25 protein-coding genes and 4 tRNA genes are annotated in these 24515 nt (G+C 36.6%); 21 read left to right on the top strand and 8 right to left on the bottom strand.

Translation table 11 applies throughout. From position 1 onward, the window contains the following. Positions 1-2: 2 nt before the first annotated feature. The 11 genes from pepT to fabV all read left to right on the top strand — a co-directional run bounded on the left by pepT (position 3) and on the right by fabV (position 7799). Entirely contained in the window at positions 3-1235 is a 1233-nt protein-coding gene (pepT, locus tag PR809_RS00720) for a peptidase T (RefSeq protein ID WP_102139274.1), read from the top strand. Between the two features lie 196 nt (positions 1236-1431). Beyond that, complete coding sequence (locus PR809_RS00715; protein WP_206276898.1) at positions 1432-2118, top strand: LuxR C-terminal-related transcriptional regulator; 687 nt, start codon at positions 1432-1434, stop codon at positions 2116-2118. Beyond that, positions 2085-3917 (top strand): excinuclease ABC subunit UvrC, encoded by a 1833-nt coding sequence (gene uvrC, locus PR809_RS00710; protein WP_102139272.1) that lies wholly within the window; start codon positions 2085-2087, stop codon positions 3915-3917. The genes PR809_RS00715 and uvrC overlap by 34 nt, the downstream gene beginning before the upstream one ends. 57 nt (positions 3918-3974) lie before the next feature. Further along, positions 3975-4523: a CDP-diacylglycerol--glycerol-3-phosphate 3-phosphatidyltransferase gene (gene pgsA / locus PR809_RS00705; protein WP_102139271.1), complete on the top strand. Its 549-nt coding sequence runs from the start codon at positions 3975-3977 to the stop codon at positions 4521-4523. Positions 4524-4689: 166 nt separating this feature from the next. Then, positions 4690-4765, top strand: a tRNA-Gly gene (locus tag PR809_RS00700). A 23-nt stretch (positions 4766-4788) separates the two neighbouring features. Continuing rightward, positions 4789-4862: transfer RNA gene (locus PR809_RS00695), tRNA-Cys, on the top strand. Between the two features lie 7 nt (positions 4863-4869). After that, positions 4870-4956 (top strand) — tRNA-Leu (locus PR809_RS00690). Between the two features lie 123 nt (positions 4957-5079). After that, positions 5080-5166 (top strand) — tRNA-Leu (locus tag PR809_RS00685). 267 nt (positions 5167-5433) lie between these two features. Then, positions 5434-5586: an MbeCy gene (locus PR809_RS00680; RefSeq protein WP_102139270.1), complete on the top strand. Its 153-nt coding sequence runs from the start codon at positions 5434-5436 to the stop codon at positions 5584-5586. A 125-nt stretch (positions 5587-5711) separates the two neighbouring features. After that, the gene (locus tag PR809_RS00675) at positions 5712-6272 is read left to right on the top strand and encodes a hypothetical protein (protein WP_206276899.1); all 561 of its coding nucleotides are present in this window, start codon (positions 5712-5714) and stop codon (positions 6270-6272) included. 327 nt (positions 6273-6599) lie between these two features. Continuing rightward, complete coding sequence (gene fabV, locus PR809_RS00670; RefSeq protein ID WP_195698552.1) at positions 6600-7799, top strand: enoyl-ACP reductase FabV; 1200 nt, start codon at positions 6600-6602, stop codon at positions 7797-7799. A 105-nt stretch (positions 7800-7904) separates the two neighbouring features. Here fabV and PR809_RS00665 read toward each other — a convergent pair whose 3' ends face one another. After that, positions 7905-8462 (bottom strand): toxin-antitoxin system YwqK family antitoxin, encoded by a 558-nt coding sequence (locus tag PR809_RS00665; RefSeq protein WP_102139267.1) that lies wholly within the window; start codon positions 8460-8462, stop codon positions 7905-7907. Positions 8463-8682: 220 nt separating this feature from the next. Here PR809_RS00665 and PR809_RS00660 point away from each other — a divergent pair, with 220 nt between their 5' ends. Further along, positions 8683-9888 carry a nicotinamide mononucleotide deamidase-related protein YfaY gene (locus PR809_RS00660; protein WP_102139266.1) on the top strand — a complete coding sequence of 402 codons (1206 nt, stop codon included), beginning with the start codon at positions 8683-8685 and terminating at the stop codon, positions 9886-9888. Between the two features lie 6 nt (positions 9889-9894). Beyond that, positions 9895-10668: a nucleotidyltransferase domain-containing protein gene (locus PR809_RS00655; RefSeq protein WP_195698554.1), complete on the top strand. Its 774-nt coding sequence runs from the start codon at positions 9895-9897 to the stop codon at positions 10666-10668. Positions 10669-10673: 5 nt separating this feature from the next. On the opposite strand, the gene PR809_RS00650 is transcribed toward PR809_RS00655, so the two are convergent. Together PR809_RS00650 and PR809_RS00645 are read right to left on the bottom strand one after the other, a co-directional pair. Then, positions 10674-11105 (bottom strand): DUF5339 family protein, encoded by a 432-nt coding sequence (locus tag PR809_RS00650; RefSeq protein ID WP_206276900.1) that lies wholly within the window; start codon positions 11103-11105, stop codon positions 10674-10676. Between the two features lie 137 nt (positions 11106-11242). After that, a complete protein-coding gene (locus PR809_RS00645; RefSeq protein ID WP_166265395.1) occupies positions 11243-11668 on the bottom strand; it encodes a universal stress protein in 426 nt (141 codons plus the stop codon). 326 nt (positions 11669-11994) lie between these two features. On the opposite strand from PR809_RS00645, the gene PR809_RS00640 reads away from it, so the two are divergent. The 3 genes from PR809_RS00640 to PR809_RS00630 all read left to right on the top strand — a co-directional run bounded on the left by PR809_RS00640 (position 11995) and on the right by PR809_RS00630 (position 15061). Beyond that, positions 11995-12201, top strand: a complete 207-nt coding sequence (locus tag PR809_RS00640) for a ParD-like family protein (RefSeq protein WP_004910200.1) — start codon at positions 11995-11997, stop codon at positions 12199-12201. Then, positions 12194-12964, top strand: coding sequence for a type I methionyl aminopeptidase (gene map / locus PR809_RS00635; protein WP_102139261.1), 771 nt, complete (start codon positions 12194-12196; stop codon positions 12962-12964). Before PR809_RS00640 ends, map begins: the two co-directional genes overlap by 8 nt. Before the next feature lie 810 nt (positions 12965-13774). Further along, on the top strand, positions 13775-15061 hold the full coding sequence (locus PR809_RS00630; RefSeq protein ID WP_195698558.1) for a dicarboxylate/amino acid:cation symporter: 1287 nt from the start codon (positions 13775-13777) through the stop codon (positions 15059-15061). Between the two features lie 78 nt (positions 15062-15139). On the opposite strand, the gene PR809_RS00625 is transcribed toward PR809_RS00630, so the two are convergent. Further along, positions 15140-16024, bottom strand: a complete 885-nt coding sequence (locus tag PR809_RS00625; protein ID WP_206276901.1) for a LysR substrate-binding domain-containing protein — start codon at positions 16022-16024, stop codon at positions 15140-15142. Between the two features lie 120 nt (positions 16025-16144). On the opposite strand from PR809_RS00625, the gene PR809_RS00620 reads away from it, so the two are divergent. Together PR809_RS00620 and PR809_RS00615 are read left to right on the top strand one after the other, a co-directional pair. Then, entirely contained in the window at positions 16145-16849 is a 705-nt protein-coding gene (locus tag PR809_RS00620; protein WP_206276902.1) for an aspartate/glutamate racemase family protein, read from the top strand. A 282-nt stretch (positions 16850-17131) separates the two neighbouring features. Then, positions 17132-18076 (top strand): SPFH domain-containing protein, encoded by a 945-nt coding sequence (locus tag PR809_RS00615; protein WP_004263460.1) that lies wholly within the window; start codon positions 17132-17134, stop codon positions 18074-18076. 164 nt (positions 18077-18240) lie between these two features. Here PR809_RS00615 and PR809_RS00610 read toward each other — a convergent pair whose 3' ends face one another. Then, positions 18241-18984 carry an ankyrin repeat domain-containing protein gene (locus PR809_RS00610; protein WP_206276903.1) on the bottom strand — a complete coding sequence of 248 codons (744 nt, stop codon included), beginning with the start codon at positions 18982-18984 and terminating at the stop codon, positions 18241-18243. Between the two features lie 333 nt (positions 18985-19317). On the opposite strand from PR809_RS00610, the gene PR809_RS00605 reads away from it, so the two are divergent. After that, positions 19318-19800 (top strand): DUF523 domain-containing protein, encoded by a 483-nt coding sequence (locus PR809_RS00605; protein WP_195698562.1) that lies wholly within the window; start codon positions 19318-19320, stop codon positions 19798-19800. 208 nt (positions 19801-20008) lie between these two features. Continuing rightward, on the top strand, positions 20009-20815 hold the full coding sequence (locus PR809_RS00600) for a bestrophin-like domain (RefSeq protein ID WP_166265380.1): 807 nt from the start codon (positions 20009-20011) through the stop codon (positions 20813-20815). Between the two features lie 52 nt (positions 20816-20867). Here PR809_RS00600 and PR809_RS00595 read toward each other — a convergent pair whose 3' ends face one another. Genes PR809_RS00595 through PR809_RS00585 form a run of 3 tightly spaced genes read right to left on the bottom strand, consistent with a single transcriptional unit; the run spans position 20868 to position 22892 of the window. Next, positions 20868-22124: a PTS ascorbate transporter subunit IIC gene (locus tag PR809_RS00595; RefSeq protein WP_036958647.1), complete on the bottom strand. Its 1257-nt coding sequence runs from the start codon at positions 22122-22124 to the stop codon at positions 20868-20870. An 11-nt stretch (positions 22125-22135) separates the two neighbouring features. Then, on the bottom strand, positions 22136-22423 hold the full coding sequence (locus PR809_RS00590; RefSeq protein ID WP_102139255.1) for a PTS sugar transporter subunit IIB: 288 nt from the start codon (positions 22421-22423) through the stop codon (positions 22136-22138). Between the two features lie 22 nt (positions 22424-22445). Next, positions 22446-22892, bottom strand: coding sequence for a PTS sugar transporter subunit IIA (locus PR809_RS00585; RefSeq protein WP_102139254.1), 447 nt, complete (start codon positions 22890-22892; stop codon positions 22446-22448). A gap of 359 nt (positions 22893-23251) precedes the next feature. On the opposite strand from PR809_RS00585, the gene PR809_RS00580 reads away from it, so the two are divergent. Continuing rightward, positions 23252-24286, top strand: a complete 1035-nt coding sequence (locus PR809_RS00580) for a LacI family DNA-binding transcriptional regulator (RefSeq protein ID WP_102139253.1) — start codon at positions 23252-23254, stop codon at positions 24284-24286. The last annotated feature ends 229 nt before the right edge of the window (positions 24287-24515 follow it).

The raw sequence follows: 24515 nt of genomic DNA, 5'->3' as shown, positions 1-24515 counted from the left end.
AAATGAACGAATTAGGTAAACAATTAGAGCAGCGTTTTTACCGCTACCTCGCGATTGAGAGCCAAAGTGACGCAGCAAGCACGATTGTTCCAAGTACAGAGGGGCAACGTGAACTAGCAAAATTATTAGCGCAAGAGCTTGAAAGTTATGGTCTCAAAGATGTTTATATTGATGACCATGCCATCTTATATGCAATGCGCCCAGGAAATAAACCTTCAGCACCAAAAATAGGTTTTGTAACTCATTTAGATACGGTCGATGTTGGTTTATCTCCCATCATTAAGCCTCAAACCTTGAAGTATGAAGGTCATGACTTATGTTTAAATGAAAAAGAAAATATTTGGTTTAAGGTAGCAGAGCATCCAGAAGCAGCTCCTTATGTTGGTGAAGATATTATTTTTAGTGATGGAACCAGCGTTCTGGGTGCCGATAATAAAGCCGCTGTAACGGTTGTTATGGAATTAATGAATAAGCTGCAGCATGCTGATTTTGATTGTGGCGATATCTACGTTGCGTTTGTACCGGATGAAGAAATTGGCCTGCGTGGCTCTAAAATTATGGATTTATCCCGCTTTAACGTTGATTTTGCTTATACCATTGATTGTTGCGCACTTGGTGAGGTTGTGTATGAAACGTTTAATGCCGCTTCTATCGAGGTTTCAATTAAAGGTATTACCGCACATCCCATGTCAGCTAAGAATGTATTGTTGAATCCTATTCGTGTTGCACATGATTTTATTGGTTGTTTTGACCGCTTTGATACCCCAGAACACACAGAGCATCGCGAAGGCTATTTTTATGTCACAGATTTAATCGCAAACCCAGATAACGCTAAAATTAAAATGGCGATCCGTGATTTTGACCGCCATAGCTTTGCGGCACGGAAACGTTTTATAGAACAAGCGATTGATTTAATAAAAGCTCGTCATCCGCGTGCAAAAATTGAGTGTAATATTGTTGATGTGTATAGCAATATTAGTGACTCATTGGGAGATGACCGTACAGCGATCGATTTAATTTTTGAAGCACTGAAAATCCAAGAGGTTGAGCCTAAGGTAATTCCGATGCGTGGTGGTACTGATGGTTCTGCTTTATCGGCAAGAGGCATTTTAACTCCCAATTATTTTACGGGAGCACTTAATTTCCACTCATGCTTTGAGTTTCTACCTGTCCGTTCTTTTGAGAAAAGCTATTTAGTATCAGAAACCATCTGTCGTTTAGTTGGAAAAAAATAGCGTATCATTTTATTTTTAATATTAAGACCACTCAATAAGGTGGTCTTTAATTATTAATCACCACGAATCATTCCTTTAAATTATAATTTAATGTTATTTTTAATAAAACAAAGATAAACAAAAAAGTGTATATAATTTTTTTATTTATTCATTTATTATTTTTGCAATTAATTTAAAAGTCCAATAGGGGAATTAATTGATTAATATAATAATAATTGACGATAATAATATTGCAATTCGTGGTTTTGAAGCGTTTTTTTCACGTCATATACGCTATAAAGTTGTTGCTTCTTTTCCATCAGTGGAACATGTGGTTACATGGAATAGATGCCAAAAAGCAAATATGATTTTAATCAGCAGTGATAGTTTCCGCTATGACTCACTAAAAACCATACAAACACTCCGTCGAACTCAGCCGGATGTCGGGATCATTATTTACAATGTCAGAAATAATCCTTCGTTTTTTTTAAAAGCGTTAGATCTCGGTATTTTCGGTTTACTAAGTATCAATGTGACAGAAGAGGATATCATTGAAGCTATCCAAGTTGTGAGTGTTAAACGACGGATTATATCTCCAGATATTGCCCAAGACCTTGCTCTTCAGCGGTTAATCTATAGTAATCAACAAGATTTATATGATTTATTATCAGGGCGTGAATTAGAAATTATGTTGATGATCACTCAGGGAATGCCTATCAAGCAGGTGGCAGAGTCACTTTCCTTGAGCCCTAAAACAGTCAATACCTATCGATATCGAATGTTTAGTAAACTTAATATCTGTAGTGATGTAGAATTAACTCATATAGCCATCAGTTATGGTTTAATTACAGCAAAACAGGGTTTATTCGAGTGTCAGAACAGTTCGAGCCAAAGGCTTTTTTAAAAACAGTGACTAATCAACCTGGTGTATACCGTATGTATGACGCTGGGGAAACGGTTATTTATGTAGGAAAAGCAAAGGATCTTAAAAAGCGCTTATCAAGTTATTTTCGTGAAAATGTGGGGAGCCGCAAAACAGAGCAGCTGGTTAAGCAGATAGCCTCTATTGATGTGACGGTGACTCATACTGAAACAGAAGCACTATTACTTGAACACAACTATATTAAGTTGTACCAACCACGTTATAACGTATTGTTACGCGACGATAAATCATATCCTTATCTATTTTTAAGCAGCGAAGCTCACCCTAGAATTTCGATGCACCGAGGGGCGAAACATGCTAAAGGTGAGTACTTTGGTCCTTTCCCAAGCTCTTATGCAGTAAGGGAAACATTGGCATTAATGCAGAAGTTATTTCCAATACGTCAATGTGAAGATAGCATGTATCGAAATCGCTCAAGGCCTTGTTTACAATATCAAATTGGCCGTTGCCTAGGCCCTTGTGTCAAAGGTTTAGTTTCCGATGAAGACTATAACCAACAAGTTGAATATGTCCGTTTATTTTTGACCGGAAAAGATAAACAAGTTTTGGCTGGCTTAGTTGACCGTATGGAAAAGGCAAGTTTAGAGCTACGTTTTGAAGATGCAGCGCGTTTTAGAGATCAAATTCAAGCAGTCAGGGCAGTCACTGAGGAGCAATATGTATCGGGTGACAGCGATGATCTGGACGTTATTGGTGTTTCTTTTGAATCTGGCCTTGCTTGTGTGCATGTACTTTTTATTCGCCAAGGGAAAGTGCTTGGAAGTCGCAGCTATTTCCCCAAAATTCCAACAGATACACAGCTTGAGGAAGTGGTTCAAACCTTTTTAGGTCAGTTTTATTTGCAAGGTAGTGAAAATAGAACGTTACCTGGCGAAATATTATTAGATTTTGCATTAACAGAAAAAGAATTATTAGCGGAGTCTCTTTCAGAGGTCGCTGGGCGCAAAATTAATATTCAAAGTCAGCCTCGTGGTGTGAGAGCTCGTTACTTAAAACTAGCGAGAACGAATGCATCGATTGCACTTTCAACTAAACTTGCACAACACTCGACGGTGCAACAGCGCATGGAAGCGCTTGCAAAAGTGGTTAATTTAGAAAATATCAACCGTATGGAGTGTTTTGATATCTCGCATACGATGGGGGAGCAAACCGTCGCTTCTTGTGTTGTGTTTGATAAATCGGGTCCAGTGAAATCTGAATATCGTCGTTATAACATTACTGGTATCACTCCTGGTGATGATTACGCAGCAATGCACCAAGTTTTAACGCGCCGATATGGTAAACACATTGATGAAAGCAAAGTTCCTGACATTATCTTTATCGATGGCGGTAAAGGGCAACTAGGGCAGGCAAAGGATGTATTTAATTCACTTGAGGTTGATTGGGATAAAAAACACCCATTGTTAATTGGTGTTGCTAAAGGTAGTGACCGCAAAGCAGGGCTTGAAACGTTATTTTTAAAGCCTGAGGGCGAAGGTTTTTCACTACCACCTGATTCTCCCGCTTTGCATGTTATCCAACATATCCGAGATGAGTCACATAATCATGCGATTACGGGGCACCGGCAACGAAGAGCAAAAGTCAAAAGTACGAGTGCATTAGAGTCAATCGAGGGAGTTGGGCCAAAACGTCGGCAGATGTTGCTAAAATATATGGGTGGGTTACAACCTTTACGTAATGCAAGTATAGAAGAAATCGCAAAAGTGCCCTCGATCTCATACGCCCTTGCAGAAAAGATTTATAATGCATTGAAACAGTGAGTGTCTTAGGGCAACATATTCATAATATCCAACTTGGTCAAAAAGTTAGTGAGCGTGATGAAATTAAACATACCAACGTGGTTGACATTATTTCGCGTCATCCTAATACCGTTTTTTGTATTAGCCTTTTATCTCCCTGTCGCTTGGGGGCCGTTTGCATGTGCGCTTATTTTTGTTATTGCAGCGGTAACTGATTGGTTTGATGGTTTTTTAGCAAGGTTGTGGAAGCAAACTACAAAGTTTGGTGCTTTTTTAGATCCTGTTGCCGATAAAGTTATGGTTGCAACGGCGTTAGTATTAGTTACAGAAAGTTATGATGTTTGGTATGTAACTTTGCCTGCAGCAACGATGATTGCACGTGAAATCATTATTTCGTCTTTACGTGAATGGATGGCAGAGATTGGTAAACGCAGCAGTGTGGCCGTTTCTTGGATTGGTAAATTTAAAACAACTGCTCAGATGATGTCATTAGTCGGTCTATTGTGGCGTCCAACGCCATTAATTGAAAATCTTTCAATTGCACTAATGTATGTTGCGGCTATCTTAACATTTTGGTCAATGTTCCAATATTTAAAGGCTGCATGGGCCGATTTGAGCGAAGCGTGATCGAAATGATTGAAAAAACAGCGAACGATCCAATTATTTAAATAATTGTATTGACTCGATAGGTGAAATCAGTAGAATGCAACGCATCGAACGGCAACATGGTTTACGAAAATAAATAAGTAAATCAGCCAGTTTGAAAAGCATAAGCTGAAAAGTGAAGCTTTATGCGGGAATAGCTCAGTTGGTAGAGCACGACCTTGCCAAGGTCGGGGTCGCGAGTTCGAGTCTCGTTTCCCGCTCCAAATTTCGAAAGAAATTCGGATAAGGCGCGTTAGCAAAGCGGTTATGCACCGGATTGCAAATCCGTGTAGCTCGGTTCGACTCCGGGACGCGCCTCCAAAATTTAGCCCAGGTGGTGAAATCGGTAGACACAAGGGATTTAAAATCCCTCGGCCTTTAGGCTGTGCGGGTTCAAGTCCCGCCCTGGGCACCATCTTAAAGTAATCTAAACACGATTAAGTGTTTTATTTTAAGTTTAGCTGACTACAATATATCAAATATATGGGTTAGCCGGGTAAGTTAATAATTTATCCAAGTTTTTGAGAACGAAAATTTAGCCCAGGTGGTGAAATCGGTAGACACAAGGGATTTAAAATCCCTCGGCCTTTAGGCTGTGCGGGTTCAAGTCCCGCCCTGGGCACCATCTAAATTTAAATCAGTTATGGTTTGAAATTAGCAATTAACCACCTCTAGGTGGTTTTTTTGTATTTACTTCCTTTCAAGTATTTTATACCAGCTCAATTAATATCGATTCTTTGTAATGTTTCCTATTTATATTCAATGGTTTATTAAAAAATGAAGCTGTTGTTTCATTGTGTCAATTAACTCGCTATTCGTGTAAAAAACCGTAAGTCAGACCGTTCCGTTAGTATTTTATGTCACTATTCTGATCCTTGAAGAGGAACGAGCTATGTCTAACATGAAAACTGAAGTTGTAGTTGTACGATTAACCAAACACGAACGAGCATTATTAGATACAGTGAAAACAAAACCTTTATTAGCCGACTGGTTGAAGGAAATTGCCATGGCAGAGGTTAAGCAGCAGGAAAATAAGAAAGAGTAAGGCAGATTTAATTATGCAGAAATCAATCGAGTCATTTAATGTGCTTATAGAAAAGTTAATTTTTTGATTAATTATTCGTTTTTGATAGTATCAAATTAGATGACTTAATTGGAATTTGAGAAGTGATGATAAAAGGAATTTTGTTTACGTTAATACTCGTACTCGTTTCTGGTTGTACAACGAAAAAACTAGATGCCCCTTATGGTTTTAAGTGGGGGCAAACCCCCGAGCAGATACGAAAACTGCATTTAAAAGGATTGCAATGTACTGAATTTCAAGAAGGAGGTGCATTATGTTCATCAACAGACTCCCCTCAAATAGTAAATAAGCTGTTTTTATTGATGTTTTCTCGGGAGAATAATACGTTAATGCTAGTTTCTTCCCAAGGAAAAGATAGTCGAGACCAATCAGCCATTTTGGCTGAGTATGATGCAATTAACCAGAAAATGTTTGAAGTTTATGGTTTACCAATGCAAACCATTGAACGCTATAAACGGGATGTTTATTTCTTAGATAAAATATCGGATGACGAAACAACGCCATTTAAGCGGGTTTATGAAAAAAGTGGCATGCAGATTATGGTCGGTATTGTTAGTAATGCCCATTTTCGTAAAATCCACGATAAAAAAGACATTGTTTACTCAGTGATGGTTATCCATAATTTAATACCAACTATGCCACAATAAGCAGCTATTAAGCTATTTCATACTCGTTAATGCTATTTTTTCTTTCGTTTGGCAATGCGTTTTCATCTATGGTTTTGTCTCTAGATGCACTCTTCAATGGCTGTCGAGTAGGCGGAAATACGCGTCGATGTTGGACAGGTACAATAGCGCGGGAATTAGATCCGTTACGACGTGCTATTAAAGTTCTACTGGTTTTAAATGAGCAATTAATGGGAAAGTCATCAGTAAACTGGTCTGTTCTCCTTATTTATTGTCACTCTGTCTTAAGTAAATGGATAATATCAGGTATATTAGAGCCTGATTGTTAGCTACCAAGAAAAAATTACTATGATTATCAAACCTAAAATTCGTGGTTTTATCTGCACTACAGCTCATCCAGCAGGATGTGAAGCCAATGTGCGTGAGCAAATTGCCTACGTGAAATCACGTGGCGAACTGAAAAATGGCCCTAAGAAAGTTTTAGTTATTGGTGCATCCACCGGTTACGGTCTTGCCTCTCGTATCAATGCTGCATTTGGCAGTGGTGCGGCTACCATCGGCGTATTTTTTGAAAAGCCAGGCAGTGAAGGTAAAACAGGCTCTGCGGGTTGGTACAATTCTGCAGGTTTTGACAAAGCAGCAAAAGAAGAAGGCCTGTATGCGAAAAGCATTAATGGTGATGCTTTCTCTGATGAATGCCGTCAAACTGTCATTGATTTAATTAAACAAGATTTAGGCCAAATTGATTTAGTTGTTTATTCACTGGCCTCTCCAGTGCGTAAAATGCCTGAAACGGGCGAAATTGTACGCTCAGCATTGAAACCTATTGGCGAGCCGTATAAATCTGTTGCGTTAGATACCAACAAAGATGTACTGATTGAAGCGGTTGTTGAACCTGCAAATGAACAAGAAATCGCAGACACAGTAAAAGTCATGGGCGGCCAAGACTGGGAACTGTGGATGGACGCATTAGATGAAGCAGGCGTTTTAGCCGATAATGCACAATCCGTGGCTTATTCTTATATTGGTACGGACTTAACATGGCCAATTTACTGGCATGGTACATTAGGCAAAGCGAAAGAAGATTTGGACCGTGCGGCTTATGCAATCAACCAAAAATTGCAAGCTAAGGGTGGAGCCGCTTATGTCGCAGTACTAAAATCTGTTGTAACTCAAGCCTCTTCTGCAATTCCTGTCATGCCTTTATATATCTCTATTGTCTTTAAAATTATGAAAGAGAAAGGGATCCATGAAGGTTGTATTGAACAAATTCAGCGCTTATTTGCTACTAAATTATTCAATGGCTCAGTGCCTGATACTGATGAAAAACATCGTCTACGCTTAGATGATTGGGAATTACGTGATGACGTACAAAATACATGCCGTGAAATTTGGCAGCAGCTGAATGATAATAACATCAATGAGCTAACGGATTATCAAGGCTATAAAGCTGAGTTTCTCCGTTTGTTTGGCTTCGGCTTAAATGGTGTCAATTATGATGCAGATCTCAGCGGTGAAGTAAATTTTGAAGTGAAAGAGCTGATTTAATCATATTGGTCATTATGTAATATTTCTTAGAAACCCGCTATTTGCGGGTTTCTATTTTTAGCTATATTTATAAATCACATATTTTATTTTGTCTTGTTAGCTGAATTATTGTAATACGATAATTTCGCCATCGCGGATCACTGCTTTAGAAATAACAGTTCCATTTTCATCAAATTCGGTGAGTGTGCCAACGAGATCTCCATTTTTAAAAGTGCCAGTAATATTTGGCTTATTACTTGGAGTATTGTGGTAAATTTTAAATGGTCCTGATAATTTGCCTTGTAGCGCGGTTAATTCAACATCAATACGGCCATTTTCATGATAGTTACGGACAGTCCCATCTATCTTGCAGTTTTTTAGTTGAATTAGGGATTCTGGTTTGCCATTTTCATAATAGGTTTTGATGTATTTATCCAAGCATCCTTTAGATACCCATGCTTTGAATTTTGGCTGACCATTGTCATACTCAGTTTCAAATGCCCCTTCAGCAAGGCCTTTCGGTGCCTCTGTGGAAGGAAACTCCATCGTTTTTAACTCACTTAATTCTCCAAATTTTGAATCTGAGTTTGAATTGGAATTTGTAGAGCCTCCAAGTTGGCATCCAGAAACTAATAAAATTAAAGACAGTAATGCAACAGATTTAATTGGTTTTAGCTTGAACATGTAGCCCCTATTATTGCTGTAAAAAAATAATGTATTCAATTGCATATAAAACTATAGCCTTTTTATGACTATATATTGTGAGAATTATCCTAAACTATTTGCTTTAATGAATTATGAGCGATTTTTAGGATGTGGGAGTTGAACAAATATTGATGTTAGTCATCTTGATAATAAGGTAGTTTAGTAAGTTAATACGATTTGTATATTCAGGGAGTCATGAATGTTAGTTGTTGAAATGTTGAGTACTGGTGATGAAGTTTTGCACGGACAAATAGTTGATACAAATGCAGCTTGGTTAGCAGACTGTTTTTTTCAGCAAGGTCTCCCTTTGAGTAGCCGAACCACTGTTGGCGATAATTTAGAAAGTTTAGTAGCTACTTTTCTTGAACGTAGTTTATCTGCAGATGTTCTGATTGTGAATGGAGGGTTAGGGCCAACGAGTGATGATTTAAGTGCTTTGGCTGCGGCTAAAGCTGCGGGAGTCCCATTAGTTGAGCATTCGCAGTGGATTGAAGTTATGGAGCGTTATTTTATTGCTAGAGGGCGAGTTATGCCTGAAACAAATCGTAAACAAGCGCTACTTCCTGCCAATGCTGAATTAATTGACAACCCTGTAGGGACGGCTTGTGGCTTTTCCTTAGTTTTGAATGATTGTCTGATTTTTTTTACTCCAGGGGTACCTTCTGAGTTCAAAGTCATGGTAAATGAGCAAATTTTGCCAAGGTTACGTGCACGTTTTACTTTGCCAGAGCCGCCAATTTGTTTACGCCTAACGAGTTTTGGCCGCAGCGAAAGTAGCCTTGCGAAGCAATTTGATAGCTTACCTTTACCTGAAAATTGTGTTTTAGGTTACCGTTCTTCAATGCCTATTATTGAATTAAAATTAACAGGCCCTGCGTCACAAAAAGAGTTGATGGAGAGGGATTGGCAACTCGTGAAGCAAGGAGTAGGGGATAATTTGATATTTGAAGGTACTGAAGGTTTAGCTCAAAAAATTGGAAAATCCCTAAAAGAAAAGAAATTACATGTAGTCGTCAGTGAACAATTTAGTGCAGGGTTGTTAAGTTGGACATTAAATTCTGCAGGAATAGTCATGTCTTCCAGCCAAATCCTGTCTCTTGATGCGGGACAAACATTAGAAACCCTTGTGCAAAGAGCTCAAAAAATAGCGGCTAATCATCCGTTATCTATTGCTTTAGTCGTTGGTGAATATCATGAGCAATATTTAAACGTTGTATTATCAACACCTGATAAGTGTTATGCGCAAAGAATTCACTATTTACCAAACAACCATTCACAGAAAGAAAAGCAAGAAGTCAGTGTAATGTTAATATTAGATATGCTGTCTCGTTGGTTAAATGGTCGAGAGGTTATTGGCTATTATGAATGGTTAGTACAAACTGAAACACTTATCCTTGAGAGTTAGCAGGTTATGAAGTTAAACGATTATGAGTATATTCCTGTTCTTGAAGAGAAACCGTTTCAATCGGAATTTAAGTTAATTATAACTGAATCTATTAATTGGCTTAGGTGCATATTAAAAGAAAAACTCCATAGCGTTTATGTGTATGGCAGTGTGGCAAAAGGCTGTGCAAAGCCACAACAATCAGATTTAGACCTGTGTATTATACTGTGTGATGGTCTTACTCAATTAGAGGCTACCAAACTTAATGAATTACAAATTCAATTAACGATTAATCACACCGAAGTCAGCAAAATTGATTTTGATATTGGTATTATTACGGATGTGATGAGTGAGGCTAATTTATATAGTTGGGGGTATTGGATTAAGCATCACTGCCGTTGCATTTATGGGGGTGATTTAGCAACATGTTTTAGCCAATTTACCCCTTCACGAGCAATAGCCGAAGCTGTTAATGGTGATTTTGTTGATGTGCTTAATGCTTATGTCGACCAAATCAATAATTGTAATGATGACGCTGAGTTAAAGTTATTATATCGGGCGGCATCGAGAAAGCTTATTCGTTCGACTGATATTTTACGTTGGAAAAATGATAATGACTGGCCAGAAACATTATCTGAATATACACAGAAATTCGTTCAACGTTATCCAGAACGACAAAATGAAATAAATTATTTTTTATGTCAAAGTTTACAGCCTTTTGTTGATGAGCAATTCTTGGAACATTTAGTCCAGTTTATCTGCTGGTTGGATGTTGAACATTCAAATATTATTAATAAATGAGCCAATTATGGCTCATCCGGTTGTAGTGCATTAATGATGTAATTAATACTTGAAACCCCTTTCTTGCAGGCTTTGTCTTTTAAAACTGTCGGAGTTTTATCAATGGCCATTTTTACAGAAGACAATTGATCTGTGTAGGTTTGTGCTCCAATAATCTCAGGATTATTATTTAAGTATTCAATAACCTTATCGACTCTTTGATAAAATTGCTCACATGAGTCACCATCAGTTTCTAAGGCTTTTAGTTCATTAAGTGCGTTTGGAATAAGCTGTTTCGTTTGCAACTGTACTTGTTCGATATACTTCCCAGACTTTACTTGCTCAACTATAGTCATTACCTGATTTTTCATGTTAAAAAACAAAGTAATAGCTATAACTAAAGCAATGGCTAGAATAATATTGATGCTAATACTGATCCAAAGTAAGTATTTTTTCATTACATTCCTTGAGCGAAAAATAAATCTGTAATATCAATATATAGTTTAGTCTTGTGATTAATACTTGTATTTAAGATTAACACGAAAAAAAAGGTAACCGAACAATTGGCTACCTAGATTATTATAGTTGATAGAGGTTATCGAACAGTCAAAACAGAAATTTTTGAATTCTGAATAACCATCGATGCGGTTGAGCCTAAAAAATATGTGGACATGCCAGGGCGCTTTGAGCCAATAACGATTAAATCTGCTGAAATTTCTTCAGCAACACGTAAAATCTCATCCCTTGGTGTTCCCATTAAAACTTGTGCACTGTACTTATTACTAGGAATATTAAATTCTTTAATTATCTCAGCCAGCTGCTTCGTGACATTTTCATGTTCACTATCCGCTTTTTCAGCAAAACCAAACCCCATTGTGGTATAGAAAGGAACAGTAGGAATAACCGCTAGAAAATGAATATGTGCTTTTTCATATTTAGCAAAGTATTGAATATGAGCCATAACTAATTGTGCTAAGCTTTTTTCTGTTATATCAATAGGAACCAAAATATTATTGTACATGTTTTTCTCCGGCTTTTATTTATTGAGTCCATGCAGTAATCGGGGTATTGGTTTATAAGGAGTAACTCAGTTAAATCAGTAAATGGCCTAGTTAATTAAAATAAGGTTAATTTACGTATAGGACTTACATTATTCGGAATTTATGATAGCAGATTAATATGATAAATACTTTGACGGCGGATTCAACTTAGGCAACTTAGTGGTGTTGTTTGTAGGCTGTTTTTCATGCGCTTTGTGCTATGCAAAACTTGAGTACTTTGAATCATCATCTTCCTGTTATATGATCTATACATGGTTTGTATACATATCATATTGTTGAGGTTATTTTGGGTATCGTAAAAATTTCAGATGAACTGCATGATTATCTACGCCATGCGAGCCAGGTTATGTCCCGTTCAATTAATTCACAGGCAGAATTTTGGATTAAAATTGGTATGCAAGCTGAACTAAACCCGAATAAGACATTTACTATGTTAATCAATGAAATGTTAGAGAAAGAGTCAATTGAATTAAAAGGAAAGGTTCATGAATAATATTACAATTAAAACAGCAGAAGAAATTGAACTGATGCGTGAGTCTGGACGACTTTTGGCTAGTGTTTTCAAAATGTTGGATTCATTTATCGTACCGGGTATTTCCACGATGGAAATTAATGATAAAGTTGAAAGCTATATTGTTAATGAGCTAGAAGCAAGGCCTGCGAGTAAAGGCCAATATGGCTACCAATATGTTTTGAATACATCGTTAAATGAAGTTGTTTGCCATGGTGTTCCAAAAACAGATGAAATTTTAAAAACAAAAGACATTATTAATGTTGATATTACGCTAGAAAAAAACGGTTTCATTGCTGATTCAAGTAAAATGTATGTGATGCCTGAAGCTTCACCACTGGCACGTAAATTGGTCAAAGATACTTATGCTGCTATGTGGGAAGGCATAAAGCAAGTTAAACCAGGCGCAACGCTAGGTGATATTGGTTCTGCTATTCAACATTATGCGGAATCTAAAGGTTATAGTGTCGTGCGCGAATATTGTGGGCATGGTATTGGGCGTGAAATGCATGAAGATCCACAAGTTCTTCATTATGGCGTACGAGGAAAAGGGGTTGAATTAAAAGAAGGAATGACATTTACGATAGAGCCAATGATTAACCAAGGTGGAATGAAAATTAAAACAAAGAAAGATGGCTGGACGGTCGTAACTAGAGATAAAAAATTATCTGCACAATCCGAACATACGGTATTAGTCACTAAAGATGGATACGAAGTTTTAACATTACGTGATGAAGAAAAATAGCGTTAAAAATAGACTTTATAAGCTTGTTACCATAAAGGTAACAGGCTTTTTTTAGATTAATTTTTACTATTGTCTCAATGCTACTGCTATACGGTTAAACGCACTCATTAAACCAATAGCAACAGATAGCTAGTCAATTTATTCATGATGGACACTTTTGCGACATTTACGAAAGATGTGCAACTTATATCGTCAAAAAAATACGTTCTAATAGAGAACATTTCAGAGGTGCTACTCAATATATTTGAGGCTCAACCTGAAAATGGAGTAATGTATATTTTAGTTAAGCTAATCAATAGTGAATTAGCAGGGGATTATGTGATATTGGCAAACGAATACGGGCTAAAAATAGAGTATTGAATGAGTGGTGGATAAAAATAAGAGATCACTATTTTTATTATTGGAATTCATCAATGTCAAAAGTAAATTAGAAACCATAAACCTTTGTGGATCAGCTAAAGACAATTGATAGTAAGCTCATCTAATTTAATTATAGAGCTAAGTGTTTTTTATCTGTTGAATTTTATAAGTGTAGGTGATTTATAATTAAATAAATTATAAATATTAAAAAATATTGTAACTTATAAAAAATACATATGGACTAAAATAAGTCATATTTAAGATAAATGATGATATCTTATTGTATTTAAATGAAATAAATGGTTATGCATTTTTTGCATGGCTTTTCGCCCATTTGCATTTCTCTTTAAGTTAAAAAAATGTAACTATCGGCTTCAGGCTCAAGAGTCGCATCCAATAAAGAGTTATAGTTTATTTCTATAACGATAAATAAATAAAATAGGGGTACGAATGAATAGACATAAACTTATGAAACAAATAATGATAGCGATTGTTTTAGGTATCATATTAGGTTGGGGTTGTCATAATTATGCTGCATCGGTAGAAGAAGCGAAAGACATTGCTTCTTATCTAAATATCATTACTGATGTTTTTTTACGTCTAATTAAAATGATAATAGCACCATTAGTATTTGCGACAATTGTTTCTGGAATTGTCTCCATGGGTGGCTCTTCATCGGTGGGCAGTATTACAATTAAAGCTATGGTTTGGTTTATTTCTGCGGCAGTAATTTCATTATTAATAGGTATGATCTTTGTTAATGTATTCCAACTAGGTGTTGGATTAAATTTAACGGCCCCGGCAGTTGCTGTAGATAGTGGCTTAAATACATCTGGTTTTACCTTAAAGGCATTTATTACCCATATTTTCCCGAAAAGTTTTGCGGAAGCGATGGCAAATAATGAGATTCTACAGATATTAGTTTTCTCCATTTTCTTTGGTTCAGCTCTCGCATATATTTGCAAAGATAAAAAAAGTCCAATCGTTACATTAATCGAAGATTTATCACGTATTATGTTCCGTATTACTGACTATGTGATGAGTTTTGCTCCAATCGCAGTATTTGCCGCGATTGCTTCAGCAGTTACCGTCGAAGGTTTAGGGTTGCTTTATGATTATGGCAAACTTATAGGGCTTTTTTATGTTGCATTAGCGGTATTATGGGCGGTGTTATTCTTTGCAGGCTATGTCTTCTTAGGAAAATCTGTATTCAATTTAGGGAAGCTTATTCGTGAACCTGTTGCACTTGCATTTGCGACTGCAAGTAGTGAGTCTGCATATCCAAAAACAATGGAAGCCTTGAATCAGTATGGTGTACCTAAAAAAGTGACCAGTTTTGTACTACCACTTGGATACTCATTTAACCTTGATGGCTCAATGATGTATCAGTCTTTTGCTGTGTTATTTATTGCGAATGCTTATGGTATTGACCTGAGTATTACAGAACAAATTCTTATTCTGTTAACCTTAATGGTGACGAGCAAAGGTATGGCGGGCGTGGCTCGTGCTTCAATTGTAGTTGTTGCAGCAACGTTGCCGATGTTTAGTTTACCGGAAGCAGGTATATTATTATTACTAGCAATTGATCAGTTCTTAGACATGGGAAGAACTGCAACAAATGTCGTTGGAAATAGTATTTCTACCGCTGTAATATCACGTTTAGAAGAAAGGAAAGGGCGTATTAATTCAGAGCCAGAAGTTACACTGAATGATAAAGTAACACCTACACTAGAATAATTCACAGCTATAGTAATTAATACTCGGTATACCCCTTCTTATAGCAATAGAAGGGGTTTCTATACAAAATGAAACATATTAAGTTGTTTGATTACGCATAAATTGCCAAAAACGCTCTGAGGAAATATTTAATCTAGCTTCAGTACGATAAATATAAACTCCCATATTTATCGATAAGCTGGGGTCGAGAATGGCGAGTTCATTCTGCTCAATTTCATTTTTAATTGAGTAATCGGGTAACCAGCCAACACCGCTACCATTTAATACCATACGTTTTAATACATCACTCATCGATGAAACAAATGAGAGTTCAAAGGGCAGATGGGCTGATTTATTCATTAATTGATTAACCTGCCTTCCCATATAACTTTCATCGGTATATTTCATTAAGGGAAGTATTGAACCATCAAGAGTGTAAATGGATTTTTTCTCTTTATCACATAGAGAGACTAAGTGTAATTGACTGTCTAATATTTTTGCATGTAAGAAAGGTGATGACATCAGTTCTTCATTATAAAATGATAAAATAAAATCACTTTGTCCTTCTTTTAGCTTATGAACAGCTTCATCGACATTTATTGACTCAACAAAGAAAATTTTATCAATATTTTTAGAGAACTGAGATATAAAATCAGGGAGTAAAAATACAGAAAGTGAATGAGCTGCCGAAATATTTACCCTCTGTTTTTCATTATCAACCCCTTTAATTCTATTTATTTGGAAGTAAATATCATCAAGTAAATTTCTTGCATAGACAATAAAGCTTTTTCCCTGAAGTGTGAGTTGTAGTGGGTTAGTATTTCTATCGAATATTTCAAAACCAATAGAAGATTCAATGGATTGAATTCTTCGACTAAAAGAAGATTGAGATATATTCCTTTTTTCTGCCGCCAATGTAAAACTGCGACACTCTTCCAGTACAACAATATCGTGCAACCATTTAATTTCAAGATTACTGATCATTGTGTCCTCTTGTATCATAATTATTAATTTTGCTATGCAAATTTAGCATAACTTATAGAAACTCTGCAATTACGAAAGGAAAACATTATGTCATGATATCATCAATTTGAAGGAGGTATTATGAAAAAAATATTAGGTATGTTAGGGGGGATGGGTCCCAGTGCAACCGCAGATGCTTTTTCAAAACTCATTAATAATACAGATGCAAAAAAAGACCAAGAGCATATTCCTGTTATTATTGTATCGATACCTGATATTCCTGATAGAACGGAAAATATTATTCATAATGGCTCTTCACCTTTGCCAGCAATGATAGAATCCCTAAAAATACTGGAAAATGCAGGTGTGTCTTGTATTATAATGCCTTGTAATACGGCTCATTTCTGGTATGAAGATTTAATCAAAGAAACAAAAGTTCATTTTATTAGTATTATAAATGCGGCCTGTAATAAAATTTTAAAAGATAATATAAAGAAAGTTGCTTTATTAGCAACAACAGCAACTATAAAAACAAAATTATATCAGAATAAATTAAGTTTACATGGTGTTGAATGTATCGAACCTGATGAAATGAACCAATATAAAATAATGCAGAGTATTGTTTCCTATAAATCAGGGGATTTTATAAAAGCAAAAGAGCTTATTTACCCTTATATAAATCAATTAAAATCAATAGGGGTTGATAAGTTTGTTATGGGATGTACAGAAATCCCTTTAATATTAGAAGATATATCAAAGGATAGTCCAGAACAATTTATTGATGCGACAGAAGCGTTAATAAATGAAGCTATTGATTGGTATAGTTATAGTAACGGCTTTAAATAAATAGGGAATAATCAGTTAATTTAATTAGATAGTTAAATAAGATCAGCACTAGGGAATTTAATTGTTTTATAACAACTATTCATTAAATTATGAAGGTATAAGCACACATGAAAGTCATATGTGTGCTTTTTACGTTTGCATTAGATAAATGAAGTTTGATGGTATTTTGAACGATTCTTCCATTGAACAGCTAAAATTTAGGAATGTTAGACTTGTAGTTAGAAAATAAGTGGTGACAATAAGGCGCTTTACTATAATTATTAATTTGATAGGGATTAACTCATGCAATTTAAATCAATGATTAAATTGGTTGTTGGCGCTGCATTACTTCTAGTTATTGGTCTCGTAGGCATTAATTCATACACTATTGTACAAGATGGCTCGGTTAAGGTGGGAACATTTTTAGGAAAAGTTGATCCAGTTGCCTATGATGCAGGTTTACATTTTCCAATTAACCCGTTTACAACGTTTGATACATACTCGACAAAAGATATCCGTGTATCACTTAAAGAACTTAGAGTACCTTCTCAAGATAAATTAAAATCTATTGTTGATATTACAGTGATGCTTCAGTTTGATGGTGCTAAAGCTCCGGTATTACGTATTAATGGTGGTACCGAAAGTGAAGCTTTAGATAAATATGTACGCCAAAAATTGATTTCAACTATTTTGGAATTTGGTAAAGATGTCGCTAATGCGCAAGATCTTTATACTGCAGATACACAAAGAAAATTACAAGAATCTATTCGTGATGCTATTCAAGGTTACGCTTCCCCTTATGGCTATACAATAAAAGAAATCATGATCCAAGATATTACTTTGCCTGAAGTTGTTCAAGAGCAAGTGGTTAATACTAAAATGCGTCAAGAGCAAATTAACCAAGCAAAAGCGGAGGCAGAAAAAGAGCGTGAATTAGCTCAGAAGAAGGTTGTTATTGCTGAAGCGGAGAGAGAGTCTGCGGAACAACAAGCCATCGCTAGAGAGCGTAATGCACAAGCAAGCTCATTTGCTATGCGCCAAGAAGCTGATGCAAAATTGTATGCTGCACAGAAAGAAGCTGAAGCTAATGCAATATTGCAACGTACTATCACCCGTGAAATGATCAATTGGAAACAGTTAGAGATTGAACAAATTAAAGCACACAAATATAAAGGTGAGGTACCTAATATTGTTGTTGGTGCAGATTACGATGGTAAAATGATTATGGATATGCGTAATAGCCAGTAATATTAATTAAAATAATTACTGTATTTAAAGCTCGTTCTATTAAGCTTGAAGTGGCACACACAAAGTTGTGTACTGTTAGTCAGCGGGTTGTATGGCCTGATTTCGATATTTAATCGGAATCAGGCCATTTAATTTATAGAATGGTACACCTAATTTTTTATAAATTAATCACAAGATGGTTTACCGGTACGATGATTCAACGCGCCGTTATCAATAAGGAATTTTTGCATTTCTGGAAGATTATTCTTACATGCATAAGTTAATGCACTTTGGTCATAAGAAAACATGGTCACATCATCAGTCGTTGTACTTCGGTTAATATCTGCACCTTGCGATAATAAGTATTTAACCGTTTCCATTCTATTATTACTCGCAGCTATCATGACTAATGTTTCACCATCACTTTCAATTTGTTGATTATTCAAATCTACTTCATTTTTCATTAGCTGATGGACTTTTTTTACAACATTGACATTATTACCAAGCACTGCTGATTTTAGTACGTTATATACGTCACCTGTATCGGTAGCCCAAAGATTTGCATTTTGCGATATAAGATAATCAACCATTGCTTCATCGCCAATAAAAGCAGCCGATCCCAGAGCCGTTTGGTCTAAGCTACCTGTGTCTTTGGCTTCTATATCTTGCCCCTCAGTAACCATTTGTTTTACTTTATCTAAATCTCCCTGCTTTACGGCATCAAACCATTCGGCATTGGCGCCTTCGCTAGGACTTTCATAGAAGACTCTCCAAGGTAAGCGTTCTTTATTCGCGAGTTCAAGCATTGTGGCGTAATCTGTTTTGAACTGCCTATATTTTAAAGGATTATTATTATTAATAACTTGGGCTTGAGATACTGCCCCAAAAGTAATTAATGAAAAAGCAAACATAAATTTTTTAATATACATATTGAAGCCTTATTAATATTTGGTTATGTATTAGTATTGAAAAATAAACGATACAAAGCAATACAAATCATACTCATTATACTTTTATGTGGTTATTCTGGTTTATTTGAATATATTAATTTGTATCTTGATCTCAAGGAACGATGACATAATCTGGATCTGCGATAGCAAATAACCCATTTTTTCTAGCTCAGGTGGATATATCTACTAGGGATTAATTTCTTGTTTTATTTATTTTGCGAGCACTATTAGCGCGAAGTATTTTGTGAACTTATAGTCTAATATAATCGTGCGAAACGCCTTAAAGAGTTAGAACTACTAATAGGATTGGTCATGATTGCGGTAAGCGCTTGTTTATTAGGGTATTGTGTAAGATATGATGGGAAGCATCAATTATATACCCCTTTGAAAAAACTCTATGAGGATGGTCTAGTCATCAGTATTTGCCCTGAAGTTTTTGGTGGGTTACCAACACCAAGAGCATCGGCAGAAATAATGGGGGGAAATGGTGATGATGTACTCGCTGGTCGAGCTAGTGTGGTCGGTAGCGATAATGTCGATGTCACGCAGGAGTTTATTCGCGGTGCGCATATTGCATTAGAAAAAATCCAACTAATGAATGTGCGATTAGTTGTACTTAAAAGCAATAGCCCCTCGTGCGGTAGTCAGCATATCTATAGTGGCCAGTTTGATGGTAATTTAAAAGTTGGCATGGGTGTTTGTGCCGCACTATTTAAACGGCATAATATTGATATATTGGATGAAAACTCACCTGATTTAATCATGAAAATTAACGGTTATTTAGAAATATTGTAATGAAAATATCTATAGATAATCAACTTAGGGTTAATTTAGGGGAGTACTGCATTAGTGAGTTTGTGCTTTATTGTTAGCTAATTGGGTGTCGTATTATGATACCTAATTGCTGTTATTATCTGAAATTTAGTAAAAAAATAGTACTGCCTAGATAATTGTATTGTTCTTGTGCTATATCATTAGTAAATAAACTTTATGAGCTAATGCAATGTTCAATATTTCTGAGTTGATCAATGACTCTCCAATCGATTCCATTCTTTTATTTGTGATCACATTTATCTTGTTAGTTATTTCCGCTTATGTCGGTAAATATATTTTCAAGCGTAAATCAGCCCACGAAGAAGCGACAGATGATGAAGCTAAAATTATTTTAGGGGCGATTTTATCTTTATTGGGTTTATTGATAGGGTTTGTTTTATCAATTTCGATTAATGGTTATAACAACCGCCAACAAACAGAAGAAAATGAAGCTATTGCTATTGGTACAGCATACCAGCGAGCACAGCTATTGAGTACAGATGATAGAAGTAAAGCCTCACAGCTTATTCAACAATATTTGGAAGCTCGGATTGAGTTTTTTAAGTCGGGTATCAGTGACGAAAATAACCAATGGCGGATGACTTCTTTGGAGAAGCAAAGCCAGTTGTGGGAAATAGCAGTAAAGGAAGCCAGCCAAACACCAAACCCGATTGTGGCTTCTGTATTAAGTGCATTTAGTGACCTTTATCTTTCTCAACAAAAGACGATGGCAAGTTGGCGACACCAAATTCCAAATGCCACTTGGTTTTTACTGATCTTTTTTGCTATCTGTTCAAATATCCTTATTGGCTACAATATACGCGGAACAAAAGGGAAAAATTGGTTGATACTCATATTGCCTTCATTAACCACGTTGGCTCTATTTATGATTGCTGAAATTGATGTTCCTGGTGAAGGTATGATCCACGTGACACCGGATGATTTGATTTTATTACAGGAATTCTTATTTAGGGATGGTGTTTGGTTGGGAAAGTAGGGTAGCTGTAAAAAAACTCCCCGCTAGCAAATTTGCCATGGGGAGTTCTGTTTTAGCGGACGATAATACCTAATAGAATTCCGATCGCGCCAAAGTCAGCGTCACTGAATGTAGTATTAGCAATACCAATATCCCCAAGAACAGGTAACAGGAATACGGGTAGGAAGGTAATCAATAGTCCTTGAGCGAATGCACCCAAGATAGCGCCACGACGACCGCCTGTTGCATTACCAAATACACCAGCAGCTGCACCTACGAAGAAATGGGGGACAACGCCTGGAATAATAACCGTCATATTTAATGCATATAGAACGAACATTCCCAAAACACCCGCAGCAAAACTACTTAAAAAGCCGACTAATACTGCGTTTGGTGCATATGGGAAGACCACTGGGCAGTCTAAAGCAGGTTTTGCGTTAGGGACTAATTTGTCAGAAATACCTTTAAATGCAGGGACGATTTCTGCAATAACCATACGCACACCTTGCAGGATAATGTATACGCCCGCAGCAAATGTAATAGATTGCATTAATGAGAACATGAACCAATTCTTACCACCACTGACTTCGCGAACGAAATCACCGCCTGCGAATAAGCATGTAATGATAAAAATAATGAACATGGTGAAAGAGATAGCGACAGGTGTATCTCTCAAAAATAGTAAGCTTTTCGGGACATTCATATCTTCTGTTGAATGTTCTTTATTACCGAATTTGCTTCCAATGAACCCTGCTAGGACATAAGAAATCGTTGAGAAATGGCCAATCGCAACATCATCTGAACCCGTCACTTTTTTCATGTAAGGGTGGGCAATGGCTGGGAAAAATACCATACAAAAGCCAACAATCAGTGAGCCAACAGTGACTAATAGTGTACCTTCCATTCCCGCGGTGGCTAAGATAACCGCAATCATCATGGACATGAATAAAGTATGATGCCCTGTGAGGAAAATAAATTTCCAAGGCGTTAAGCGGGCAATCAAGATATTGATTAGCATCGCAAAGAACATGATCATGGCCATTTCACGACCGAAGCTTTTTTGTGCAATAGAAACAATAGCTTCGTTATTTGGTACCACACCATTAATACCAAAAGCATGTTGGAAAATAGCTGAAAAATCACCTAGCGAGCTGACAACTAATCCAGCACCAGCACCTAAGATCACAAAACCCATGATGGTTTTGATGGTGCCTTTAATACATTCAGTTACTGGTTTTTTCTGCGCGATCAAACCAATAAGTGCGATTAAACCTACAAGAATGGCTGGCTCAGATAAAACATCCTGCATCAGAAAACGAAAAAATGACATAGTGCCTCCGCTTACATTGCACCAAGTTTTTGTAAAGCAACAGTCAGGCGTTCTTTCATTGCTACTTTATCAATCATATTTTCGAGAGCAACGATTTCGCCACCAACTTGTTGTGCAACTAATTGTTCTGCAATATCGCTTGTCCCAACAAAGATGTCACTCACAGTGCCTTTTGCAGATCCTAAATCGACATGGTCAACATCAGCGTTAACTTGCAAGTCTTTCAAGATATTTTTGATGCTCATTTCCATCATCAGACTGGTACCTAAACCATTCCCACAAACAACAGTAATTTTCATAATGTTTACCTTAATATTGAGTTTATTCGTATTTAGCGATGATTTTTAGAATGTCATCGACGTTTTCTGATTGCATGATGTTATCTACATCTTCTTGATTATCAAATAGTTCAGCTAATTTTGCGATAGCACCAATATGGCTATTGCTATCAGTTGCTGCCAATACAATTAATAATCTGATTGGGTCATTGCCTTCGGAACCAAACTCAACGCCTTGCTTAATAACGGTTAGTCCAAGAGATAGTTGGTTTACTCCGTCTTCTGGGCGTGCGTGAGGCATGGCAATACCAGGGCCTAATACATAGTAAGGGCCAATTTTTTCGTGTGATTGAATTATTGCATCAATATATCTCGGTTCGATGAATTTATTATTAATTAATGGATTACAGGCGATTTTTATCGCTTCTTGCCAATTACTGGCACTGTCGACGACTTGAATGACGTTAGGGGTCAGTAATGTCGTTAGCATCGGGTTGCTCCTGGTAGAGTGAAATTATTATCTTTGTAATGGTTGAATGAATAGTAGTGCTCTATGGTAGCGCTATCTAGTTGAATATTTCATTTTCGTGATAGCGCTATCATTTTAAGAAAATATAGCGAACAAATATGAAATGAGTACACTTGTCGGCTGATTAACAAATTCAACCTGTGGTAAGTTAACCCGAGTTGGTGATTTTTACTGTTTCTTTAGATTTAAGACAATCATATTGGCTGTTTTTAATGTATTAGTTTGAAAACACGAGAAAAAGTAAAAGTACAGGGTAAATGGCCACCAAAGATCTGAATATCTTAGGGTTAATAATAGTTTAGGCTAAGTAAAAGTATTACATGCAAAAAATACGAAAAAGAAAAAATACAGGGCGAGTCACATTGCAGGATGTCGCAAAATACGCAGGTGTTGGATCCATGACGGTATCTAGGGCTTTGCGCACACCTGAATTAGTATCCGATAAGTTACGTGAAAAAATTAATGCTGCAGTTGAAGAGCTTGGTTATATACCTAATTCAGCGGCAGGTATTTTAGCTTCAGGCCAAAGCCGTACTGTTGCTGTTTTAATTCCGTCTTTGCGTGATCATGCTAGTTCAGTTTTTCTGCAATCTTTACAAGAAGCGCTGAACAAAAATAGTTATCAAGTCGTTATTGGTAGCCATGATTACCAGCAAAAAAAAGAGTCTGAGGTCTTATCAACACTATTACAGAGCAACCCTGCAGCTTTGATTGTTTTTGGGGCGATAAACTCAGAAAGCGTTTCGAATTATTTGAAGAATTTAGATATCCCTGTGGTCAGTGTTGCGGGGGAATCTAATCATCCAGTCACGTTGAATATCAAAAGTAATGTTGGAGACGCGGTTAATTTTTTAACCAACTATATGTTACAAAAAGGGTATAAGAAGATAGGTTATATTGGTGCTCAAATGGACAGCAAAATGCAAAGTCAGCAACTAAGTGGCTGGAACCGAGCAATGCTGGCGTATAACCAAAGTGCAGACCAAAGTATTACAACTCCGTATGTTGCAACGATGGACTTTGGTCGCCAAGCAATTAGTGAGATGCTGACCCGCCAACCTGAGCTTGAAGCGGTGATTTGTAGCCATGAAATGATCGCGCTTGGTGTCATTTTTGAGTGCCAAAGGCGTTTAATTCAGATACCTAAAATGTTAGCGATTGCCTGCGTCGAAGGCTCTTCAAATTGTGATCACATCCACCCATCACTGACTTCAGTACGGATTGATTATAGTAAAATGGCTAGAGAGACAGCGAAAAGATTACAAAAATGGCTTGCTGATGCCGATTGTGATTTCATTGAACGTAAAGAAGGGGTTGTTTTCCCCTATAAATTTGAAGCAAGGCAAAGTGCTTAAATTTAATTTATCGTTATTGATCACGTTTTTTTGAATATCTTGCTTGTCCTTAGTAAATAATGGTGAATTTGCTCACTATTTCGGGGGCTGAAAAGTGGTTTTTTTTTCTCTCGAAATAAGATTGTCGGCTTGGTCACTATATCTTTTCTATTCTCTGTTAATGTATGAAAACTGCAGGTAGATGAATTCGGTTCAGCTAGGATTTTATTGAATGCTTGCACTATTTTGC

It is taken from the genome of Providencia sp. PROV201, assembly GCF_028479545.1.
Classification (GTDB): Bacteria; Pseudomonadota; Gammaproteobacteria; order Enterobacterales; family Enterobacteriaceae; genus Providencia; species Providencia huaxiensis.
The sequence above is the reverse complement of the archived record's forward strand: the minus strand, read 5'-3'. Positions and strand labels throughout refer to the sequence as shown.

Excerpts from the sequence above, each read along its gene's own strand:
- pepT (WP_102139274.1), top strand. The coding sequence starts at position 3 with ATGAACGAATTAGGTAAACAATTAGAGCAGCGTTTTTACCGCTACCTC.
- pgsA (WP_102139271.1), top strand. The coding sequence starts at position 3,975 with ATGAAATTAAACATACCAACGTGGTTGACATTATTTCGCGTCATCCTA.
- PR809_RS00680 (WP_102139270.1), top strand. The coding sequence starts at position 5,434 with ATGTCTAACATGAAAACTGAAGTTGTAGTTGTACGATTAACCAAACAC.
- PR809_RS00675 (WP_206276899.1), top strand. The coding sequence starts at position 5,712 with ATGATAAAAGGAATTTTGTTTACGTTAATACTCGTACTCGTTTCTGGT.
- fabV (WP_195698552.1), top strand. The coding sequence starts at position 6,600 with ATGATTATCAAACCTAAAATTCGTGGTTTTATCTGCACTACAGCTCAT.
- PR809_RS00665 (WP_102139267.1), bottom strand. The coding sequence starts at position 8,462 with ATGTTCAAGCTAAAACCAATTAAATCTGTTGCATTACTGTCTTTAATT.
- PR809_RS00660 (WP_102139266.1), top strand. The coding sequence starts at position 8,683 with ATGTTAGTTGTTGAAATGTTGAGTACTGGTGATGAAGTTTTGCACGGA.
- PR809_RS00655 (WP_195698554.1), top strand. The coding sequence starts at position 9,895 with ATGAAGTTAAACGATTATGAGTATATTCCTGTTCTTGAAGAGAAACCG.
- PR809_RS00650 (WP_206276900.1), bottom strand. The coding sequence starts at position 11,105 with ATGAAAAAATACTTACTTTGGATCAGTATTAGCATCAATATTATTCTA.
- PR809_RS00645 (WP_166265395.1), bottom strand. The coding sequence starts at position 11,668 with ATGTACAATAATATTTTGGTTCCTATTGATATAACAGAAAAAAGCTTA.
- map (WP_102139261.1), top strand. The coding sequence starts at position 12,194 with ATGAATAATATTACAATTAAAACAGCAGAAGAAATTGAACTGATGCGT.
- PR809_RS00630 (WP_195698558.1), top strand. The coding sequence starts at position 13,775 with ATGAATAGACATAAACTTATGAAACAAATAATGATAGCGATTGTTTTA.
- PR809_RS00625 (WP_206276901.1), bottom strand. The coding sequence starts at position 16,024 with ATGATCAGTAATCTTGAAATTAAATGGTTGCACGATATTGTTGTACTG.
- PR809_RS00620 (WP_206276902.1), top strand. The coding sequence starts at position 16,145 with ATGAAAAAAATATTAGGTATGTTAGGGGGGATGGGTCCCAGTGCAACC.
- PR809_RS00615 (WP_004263460.1), top strand. The coding sequence starts at position 17,132 with ATGCAATTTAAATCAATGATTAAATTGGTTGTTGGCGCTGCATTACTT.
- PR809_RS00610 (WP_206276903.1), bottom strand. The coding sequence starts at position 18,984 with ATGTATATTAAAAAATTTATGTTTGCTTTTTCATTAATTACTTTTGGG.
- PR809_RS00605 (WP_195698562.1), top strand. The coding sequence starts at position 19,318 with ATGATTGCGGTAAGCGCTTGTTTATTAGGGTATTGTGTAAGATATGAT.
- PR809_RS00600 (WP_166265380.1), top strand. The coding sequence starts at position 20,009 with ATGTTCAATATTTCTGAGTTGATCAATGACTCTCCAATCGATTCCATT.
- PR809_RS00595 (WP_036958647.1), bottom strand. The coding sequence starts at position 22,124 with ATGTCATTTTTTCGTTTTCTGATGCAGGATGTTTTATCTGAGCCAGCC.
- PR809_RS00590 (WP_102139255.1), bottom strand. The coding sequence starts at position 22,423 with ATGAAAATTACTGTTGTTTGTGGGAATGGTTTAGGTACCAGTCTGATG.
- PR809_RS00585 (WP_102139254.1), bottom strand. The coding sequence starts at position 22,892 with ATGCTAACGACATTACTGACCCCTAACGTCATTCAAGTCGTCGACAGT.
- PR809_RS00580 (WP_102139253.1), top strand. The coding sequence starts at position 23,252 with ATGCAAAAAATACGAAAAAGAAAAAATACAGGGCGAGTCACATTGCAG.